This is a genomic window from Streptomyces sp. PA03-6a (assembly GCF_033792765.1).
In the GTDB taxonomy this organism is placed as follows: Bacteria; Actinomycetota; Actinomycetes; order Streptomycetales; family Streptomycetaceae; genus Actinacidiphila.
This window is the reverse complement of the sequence record NZ_JARAVK010000123.1, coordinates 20,780-28,017: the sequence shown is the minus strand read 5'-3', so window position 1 is coordinate 28,017 and position 7,238 is coordinate 20,780. Positions and strand designations below refer to the sequence as shown.

Genomic DNA, 7,238 nt, shown 5'->3' with positions numbered 1-7,238 from the left:
CACCGTCGGCAACCCCCTCAAACTCTCCGACTCACCCACCACCATCCACCGCTCACCCCTCCTCGGCGAACACAACCACGACATCTACACCACCGAACTGGGTCTCTCCGCCGAGGAGCTGGGCGTGTTGCGGACCGGCGGGGTGATCTGACCGATGGCGGACGCCGGGCGGCGCGAGGACGTACGGTCGCACACCACAGAGCAGCCGGTGGCGGTGCTGGGCACCGCCCACCGGTGGGCCGGGGCAGCGGGGCTGCCCTGACCCGACGCACCACCTGTGACGGGGCCGGGCGCGCGTGAACCGCGCGGACCGGGCCCGCCGCGCAGCACGAAAAGAGCACGGGGGCCGGCACGGGTCGGTCTCCACGGAGACCGACCCGTGCCGGCCCCAGGTCCAGGGGGCGCTGGCCAGACTCTTTCGAGGCAGGGGAATCATGACAATGGCGTCAACGACATCGACGTCCCAACCACCCGTCACCTACCGAGAGGTGACCGACCACAACGGCCGGGTGTTCCGCGTCGGCGAGTCCGACCTGGACATCATGGGCCGGAAGCGCAAGTGGATGGTCATCCTGCCGTGGGTAGGCATGATGGGCATCAGCTCGGCGGAGTACGCGTTCGCGTCCGCCGAGGACACGCTCCACACCGCGCACTCGTGGAGCAGCCTGCACATCTTCTGGATGCTCGGGGTCTGGGTGTTCTTCCAGGCCGCGGTGGCCTTCCCGGCGGGCAAGCTCCGCGAGTCCGGGAAGCTGCCGGCGCGCTACGCGATGATGTGCGGCGCCCTGGGCACCTTCCTGGGCTACCTGTCGCTGGCGTACGCACCGCACGTCGTCGTCGCGTACATCGGCTTCGGCATGTTCAGCGGCATGGGCGCCGGCATGGTCTACGCGACCTGCGTCAACATGGTCGGCAAGTGGTACCCGGAACGGAAGGGAGGCAAGACCGGCTTCGTCAACGGCGGCTTCGCCTACGGCTCGGTGCCGTTCGTCTTCCTCTTCACCGGCTACATGAACCTGACCAACTTCCGCTGGGTGCTGGTCTCGGTCGGTGTCTTCCTCGCGGCGACCGTCGCGGTGGCGGGGTACTTCTTCAAGGACCCGCCGAAGAACTGGTGGCCGGCCGACGTCGACCCGCTGAAGGTGCCCGACGACCCGCGGGCCCGGCGCGCCATGGAGAAGAACCCGCCCGCCGTCCGGCAGTACACCCCCGCCGAGGCGTGGCGGACCGGCCGGGTCGCGCTGATGTGGTTCTGCCTGCTGTGCACCTCGGGCGTGAACATCTTCGGCATCGCCTTCCAGGTCGACATCGGTGAGGAGGCGGGCTTCGCCGGCGGGATCGTGGCCACGGCCATGTCCCTGAAGGCGATCGTCAACGGCACGGGCCGCGGCGTCATCGGCTGGCTGTCCGACCGCTACGGGCGCAAGCAGTGCCTGATCTTCGTCTGCCTCGTCCTCGGCCTCGCGCAGTACGGCATCCTGTGGTCGGCGGACATCAAGAACCTGCCGCTGTTCCTGATCTTCTCGTCCATCTCCGGCTTCGGCGGCGGCGCGATCTTCCCGATGTTCGCGGCGATGACGGCCGACTACTTCGGTGAGAACAACAACGCGTCCAACTACGGGCTGGTCTACAGCTCCAAGCTGGTGTCGGGTCTGCTCGGCTCCGGAATGGGTGCCTTCGTCGTCAGCCACTGGGGCCACAGCGGGGCGTTCACCCTCGCGGGTTCGATCTCGCTGTTCGCCGGCTTCGTCGCGCTCTTCCTCACCCCGCCGGGACGTCCGAAGAAGAAGGACATCGAGCCCAACCCGCAGCCCATCAGCAGGGAGGCGATCTGACGTGACCGCCGGAGAGCACCCGGGGCTCCGGCACGGCACCTCGTGCCCGACGACCGGGTGTCCCTCCCGTCCGCCGCGGCGTCCCCGGACCACCCCCGTGGCGTAGGCCCTGTCGTCAAAGTAGCTCCCCCAGCTCCGCTGGGAGGTGCCCCCACCGCCCGAAGGGCGGGCCCCGCGGGGTCTGGTGCGGTGCATCGCAAGGCGGAGAGTCGTCCTCGTAGTGGGCTACTCGGACGATTCGACAACGCAGCGAGGTGCCGTGCCAGGCGCCGCGGGGCAGGCGGGACTTTGACGACAGGGCCTGGTGCCGTGCCGGAATGACGTGGGCCTCAGCCGTGGTACGCCACGGCTGAGGCCCACGCGGCCGTCCGTCAGCCCGAGCGGTCGGCGGCGATGGCCTTGTGGTGCCGGATGACCTCTTCCACAATGAACTTCAGGAACTTCTCCGCGAAGGCCGGGTCGAGGTGCGCCTCCTCGGCCATCCGGCGCAGCCGGGCGATCTGCTCCGCCTCGCGCCCGGGGTCGGCGGGCGGCATGTTGTGCGCCGCCTTGAGCTCACCCACCTGTTGGGTGGCCTTGAAGCGTTCCGCGAGGAGGTGCACCAGGGCCGCGTCCAGGTTGTCGATGCTGCCGCGCAGGTGGCGCAGCCGCTCCAGGGCGGCCGTGTCGTCCGCGTGTCCGTCGTCCATCCGCCCAGCCTAACCAGCGGGACGCCGATCAGTCGGTACGTCCCGTCGCGGCGACGGTGACACCGAGGCCGATCATCGCGAGGCCGCCCGCACCGCCGACCAGCGACAGGCGGCGCGGGGAACGGGCGAACCACGAACGGGCCGCGGCGGCGACGAGGCCCATGGTGCTGTCCGAGACGAGGGCGATCGCGTTGAAGACCAGGCCGAGCAGCAGCATCTGCACGGTGACGTGACCGGCCGTACGGTCGACGAACTGCGGCAGCACCGCCGCGTAGAAGACCATCGTCTTGGGGTTCGAGACCCCGACCACGAAGCCCTCGCCGAGCGTGCGCAGCGCGCCGCGCGCCGCCCCCGCGTCCCCGGACACCATGGCCAGGGCCCCGCGGTGCCGCAGCGCCTTGACCCCCAGGTACACCAGGTAGGCGGCGCCGGCGAGCTTGAGGGTCGCGAACAGCAGCGCCGAGCGCTCCACCACGGGGCCGACCCCGAGGGCGACCGCGACCACCAGGACGTACGAGCCGAGCGTGTTGCCGGCGACGGAGGTCAGCGCGACACGACGCCCGTGGGCGAGCGCGCGGCCGATGACGAAGAGGACGCTGGGGCCGGGGATCACCACGAGCACCAGGGATACCAGGGCGAATGCCGCGAGTCGGTCGATGGACACCATGCCCGGAGGCTAATCGGGTATATCTTCCGGCGCACCGCATTAAGCGCGGGGTCAGAGGAGGCGGGATCGATCATGGGTGAGCCGCAGGGCGAGCAGCTGGAGGCCGTACGGGCACGGCGCGAGGAATTGCGCGGGAGGTACCTGCGGGAACCGGCGGAACGACCGGCGACGCGGGCGGCGGGGGTGCACCACGTCGCGTTCATCTGCCGCGACGTCGAGGAGACCGTCCGCTTCTACCAGGAGTTCCTGGGCTTCCCCCTGGTGGAGCTGGTGGAGAACCGGGACTACGCGGGCTCCAGCCACTTCTTCTTCGACATCGGCCACGACAACCTGCTGGGGTTCTTCGACTTCCCCGGCCACGAGCACCCCGAGCAGCACGAGACGATCGGCGGACTGCAGCACCTGGCGCTGTCGGTGACCGGCGAGCAGTTCACCGAGGCGAAGCGCCGGCTGGACGAGGCCGGGGTGGAGTACCTCGGGCCGGACCGCGGCGTGGAGGACAGCCTCTACATCCGCGATCCCAACGGGGTCAACGTGGAGCTGTACCGCGAGGACCTCGGCCACTTCGACGGCAAGCCGCTGCTCTGAGCCCGCGGGGCCCGGCGGGGCGGGGCGGGGTCAGTCCTCGTGGGAGCGCTGGTGGTACGAGGTCCTGGTGTGCTCGGTGTGGGCGCGCATGACCTGCTGGGCGCGCTCCCCGTCGCGGTCGGCGATCGCCGCGATCAGCTCGCGGTGCTCGACCCACGACTGCATGCCGCGCTGCCGGGCCACCGGGGTGTAGTACCAGCGCACGCGCCGCTCGACCTGCCGGGCGAGTTCGGCGAGCACCGCGTTCCCGGCCAGTTCCATGACGCAGGCGTGGAGGGCGGCGTTCGCCGCGACGACCGCGTCGACGTCGTCGGCGGCGACGGCCGCCTCGCCCGTCTCGCACAGCCCGTCCAGCCGCTCCAGGCCCTTGGTGGTGGCGTTGGCCGCGGCGAGGCGGGCCGCCTCCGTCTCCAGCAGGGCGCGGACGACCAGGAGTTGGTCGGCCTCCTCGTCGGTGGGCTCGTGGACGAAGGCCCCCTGGGCCGGGCGCAGGTCCACCCACCCCTCGGTGTTGAGCCGTTGCAGTGCCTCGCGCACCGGTTGGCGGGAGACGCCGAGGTGGCCGGCGAGTTCGGTCTCCACCAGGTGCTGGCCGGGGGTGAGCGAGCGGGTGATGATCAGCTCGAGCAGCGCTTCGTACACCTGCTCACGCAGGGGCCCCGGACGCTGGAGCTTGGGCACGGATCCCTGCGACAGCCCGCTGGACAGCATCGAGGCCCCAACCTTTCCCGGGGATGATTGGCTTTCGTCTACAGTCTACGCGCGCAGGACCCCGGCGCGGACACCGCACCCAAGCGTGACGCGCTTCACACCGGCGGCGCGGCGCCCGCTATGCGGCGCCGGTGAGCTGGGAGGTCTTCAGGACGACCAGGGTCACCAGCACCAGCAGCACCGCCGCCATCCCGGCCGCCTGCCACAAGGCGCGGTGCCTGCGGGGCGCGTGGGCCAGGACGAGGCCGACCGCACCTCCGGTGAGCAGGCCGCCGAGGTGGCCCTGCCAGGAGGTCACGGCGGCGGAGACCGCCATCCAGACCAGCAGGCCGATGAGGAGCTGCCGCCCGCCGACCGGGTCGTGGTGGAGGCGCTTGCCGAGGACGAAGTAGGCCGCGCCCAGGCCGAAGATCGCGCCGGAGGCACCGACGGCGCCGGTGTACGGGGCGATCAGGTACACCAGCACGGAGCCGCCGAGGGCGGACAGCAGGTAGAGCCCGACGAAACGGATCCGGCCCAACTGGGCCTCGACGGCCGGGCCGAGGGTCCACAGCGAGTACATGTTGAGGAGGATGTGCAGGATCCCGAAGGTGCCCTGCCCCGGCGGCTGGTGGAGGAAGGCCGAGGTGATCAGCCGGTACCACTCGCCGTGGGCTATGCCGACGGCCTCGAAGCCGGGGTACGCCGAGCCGTCGTACACGTACGCCGCGCCGTCGGGGCCCAACAGCCCCTGCCCCAGGGCGCCGAAGCGCGCGACGAGGTCGGAGCGCACCAGTTCGCCGAGGTAGGCCACGACGTTCAGGGCGATCAGGATCTGCGTCACCACCGGCGCGCCCGAGGTCGCCACGCGGCCGCCGAAGACGGTGCGCGCCTGGCGGACGCTCCTGCCGCCCTCCTTCACGCACTCCGGGCAGTGGTGGCCGACGGCCGCCTCGCGCATGCAGTCGGGGCAGATGGAGCGGTCGCAGCGGGTGCAGCGCACGTACGTCTCGCGCTTGGGATGCCGGTAGCAGGTGGTGACCGGCGGCTCGGTGCCCTGATCGGTGTCCGTGGTGCTCACGAGCGCGAGGCCCCCCATGCGGCGTACGGGACGTTGGAGTCGCACGTTTGTACCCAGCCCGGGCACAGCGCGTCAAACCACTCCGCTCTGCGCCTCCATGCGCAGACCGGAGGCCCGGTCGGCGAGGACGACGGTGACCACGGTGAGGTCGGCGGCGTCGTTGCCGCCGGGACGCCTGGAGATGAGGTCGGCCATGGTGACTCCCGGGCAGATCGCACCGTCCGGCAGTTCGACGACGAGCCGGAGGACGTCGTCCTCCGTCACGCGGACGGCGCCGGTCGCGGGAGGGGCCTGGCCGGCCTCGTACATCTCCTCGTCGATCCGGGCGGTGAGGCCGCGGGCGCCGGCGAGGAGGCCGCCGCCGCGCCCGGCGTGCACCTGCACCGTGACCGCGCCGGCCAGCGGGGTCCGCAGCGTCAGCGGGCGCCGGTCCGGTCCCGGCGAGACGGTGAAGCGCACCTTGAAGGTCGGCCTGCCCTTCATCCGGGGGAGGTTGTCCGCGCCGTAGCTCCCGATGACCATGTCGCGTGACACGCCGGGCTCGCCGACCTGCCGCGCGGCGCCCTTGCCGCACTCCCCCGGCCGGGAGACCGCCACCGCCTCCCGTCGCGGGCCGTTCCCCCAGGCCAGTTGGGCGACCAGCAGGGCCGCGGCGGCCAGTGGGACGCCGATGCGCCACCACGTCCCCCGGCTCACCGAGAACGGGTCCCCGGCCACCGCACACCTCCTCGCCCGGCCGCGTCCGGCCGCGTCCGTCGTGCGCCGATGCTATTCCGCGGCTCCGGCCGGTCCCCTACCGTGATGCCGTGACGAGCGACGCATCCGCCGCGGGGATACCGGAGTTGGTGCTGCGAGGGGGCGGCGCGACCGTCCGTCTGCGGGCCGGCGAGGTGCTGCTGGACGAGGGGACGGAGCGGCGGCGCATCCCGCCGGCCGCGATCGAGGAGGTCCGCGCCGCCGGGCGGCACGGCCGTACGGTGGAGATCGTCCTCACGGCGGCGCGAGGGCCCGCGAGGGTCCACGCGCTGACGCACCACAGCGCCGAGGCGGTCGCGGCCTTCACCGCCGCCGTCAGCTCCCTGCTCCCGCCCCGCGACGCCGACGAGCCGCGGGAGGACGGCGGCACGCTGGTCGAGGTCCTGTCCGTGCCGCCCCCCGCGAAGGACGGGGCGAAACCGGACGACGGGGCGCCGGACGGCTTCTGGACCTACGCCCCGGGGGTCGGCGGCGCCCTGGCCTACCTCGCCGTGCTGGTCTGGCTGGCCGTCACCGGGGACGGCGCGGCCGTCGCGAAGTGGGCGCTGGGCGCCGCTCCCCTGCTGGCCGCCGGGGGCTTGCTCCACGGGGCATGGGGGTCCGCGCGGGACGCACGGACCCTGCGCCGGCGCGGCATCACGGTGGTCGCCACCTTCGACCGCAGGCAGCGGCACGGCGGCCGCGAACCGGTCTACCGTTTCACCGACCTCGACGGCGTGCCCCGGGAGCACCTCGGCGAGGGCAACGACGTGGACGGCGACCCGCTGCGGGCGGAGATCACCTACGACCCGCACAACCCCGAGCTGACGACGCGCACGTGGTCCGAGCCCGCGGGGCTGGCGGTCTTCATGTGCGTCTTCGGGCTCTCGCTGCTCGCCATGGGGCTCCACCTCGCCGTCGGCGCTTTCGTGGACCTGCCTTTCTCCCTTTGA

At 72.1% G+C, this 7,238-nt stretch carries 8 protein-coding genes and 1 pseudogene; 4 read left to right on the top strand and 5 right to left on the bottom strand.

Annotated elements, in window-relative coordinates; translation table 11 throughout:
- Positions 1 to 151: pseudogene (locus PV350_RS26765) on the top strand (formyl-CoA transferase); the annotation flags it as partial.
- A gap of 289 nt (positions 152 to 440) precedes the next feature.
- A complete protein-coding gene (locus PV350_RS26760; RefSeq protein ID WP_499514923.1) occupies positions 441 to 1,835 on the top strand; it encodes an OFA family MFS transporter in 1,395 nt (464 codons plus the stop codon).
- A gap of 371 nt (positions 1,836 to 2,206) precedes the next feature.
- Here PV350_RS26760 and PV350_RS26755 read toward each other — a convergent pair whose 3' ends face one another.
- Positions 2,207 to 2,524 carry a chorismate mutase gene (locus tag PV350_RS26755; RefSeq protein ID WP_499514922.1) on the bottom strand — a complete coding sequence of 106 codons (318 nt, stop codon included), beginning with the start codon at positions 2,522 to 2,524 and terminating at the stop codon, positions 2,207 to 2,209.
- A 28-nt stretch (positions 2,525 to 2,552) separates the two neighbouring features.
- A complete protein-coding gene (locus tag PV350_RS26750; protein WP_500336514.1) occupies positions 2,553 to 3,191 on the bottom strand; it encodes a LysE family translocator in 639 nt (212 codons plus the stop codon).
- 72 nt (positions 3,192 to 3,263) lie between these two features.
- Between PV350_RS26750 and PV350_RS26745 the strand changes: the two genes are divergently transcribed.
- A complete protein-coding gene (locus PV350_RS26745) occupies positions 3,264 to 3,779 on the top strand; it encodes a VOC family protein (RefSeq protein ID WP_499514920.1) in 516 nt (171 codons plus the stop codon).
- Between the two features lie 30 nt (positions 3,780 to 3,809).
- Here PV350_RS26745 and PV350_RS26740 read toward each other — a convergent pair whose 3' ends face one another.
- The 3 genes from PV350_RS26740 to PV350_RS26730 all read right to left on the bottom strand — a co-directional run bounded on the left by PV350_RS26740 (position 3,810) and on the right by PV350_RS26730 (position 6,267).
- Positions 3,810 to 4,490, bottom strand: a complete 681-nt coding sequence (locus PV350_RS26740; RefSeq protein ID WP_499514919.1) for a GntR family transcriptional regulator — start codon at positions 4,488 to 4,490, stop codon at positions 3,810 to 3,812.
- Positions 4,491 to 4,608: 118 nt separating this feature from the next.
- Positions 4,609 to 5,568 (bottom strand): rhomboid family intramembrane serine protease, encoded by a 960-nt coding sequence (locus PV350_RS26735; protein ID WP_500336512.1) that lies wholly within the window; start codon positions 5,566 to 5,568, stop codon positions 4,609 to 4,611.
- Between the two features lie 54 nt (positions 5,569 to 5,622).
- Positions 5,623 to 6,267 (bottom strand): hypothetical protein, encoded by a 645-nt coding sequence (locus PV350_RS26730; protein ID WP_500336510.1) that lies wholly within the window; start codon positions 6,265 to 6,267, stop codon positions 5,623 to 5,625.
- Positions 6,268 to 6,356: 89 nt separating this feature from the next.
- On the opposite strand from PV350_RS26730, the gene PV350_RS26725 reads away from it, so the two are divergent.
- Entirely contained in the window at positions 6,357 to 7,238 is an 882-nt protein-coding gene (locus PV350_RS26725; protein ID WP_500336509.1) for a hypothetical protein, read from the top strand.

What these genes read in the sequence shown, in the direction of transcription:
- PV350_RS26745 (WP_499514920.1), top strand. Translation starts at nt 3,264, where the DNA reads ATGGGTGAGCCGCAGGGCGAGCAGCTGGAGGCCGTACGGGCACGGCGC.
- PV350_RS26755 (WP_499514922.1), bottom strand. Translation starts at nt 2,524, where the DNA reads ATGGACGACGGACACGCGGACGACACGGCCGCCCTGGAGCGGCTGCGC.
- PV350_RS26750 (WP_500336514.1), bottom strand. Translation starts at nt 3,191, where the DNA reads ATGGTGTCCATCGACCGACTCGCGGCATTCGCCCTGGTATCCCTGGTG.
- PV350_RS26760 (WP_499514923.1), top strand. Translation starts at nt 441, where the DNA reads ATGGCGTCAACGACATCGACGTCCCAACCACCCGTCACCTACCGAGAG.
- PV350_RS26735 (WP_500336512.1), bottom strand. Translation starts at nt 5,568, where the DNA reads ATGGGGGGCCTCGCGCTCGTGAGCACCACGGACACCGATCAGGGCACC.
- PV350_RS26740 (WP_499514919.1), bottom strand. Translation starts at nt 4,490, where the DNA reads ATGCTGTCCAGCGGGCTGTCGCAGGGATCCGTGCCCAAGCTCCAGCGT.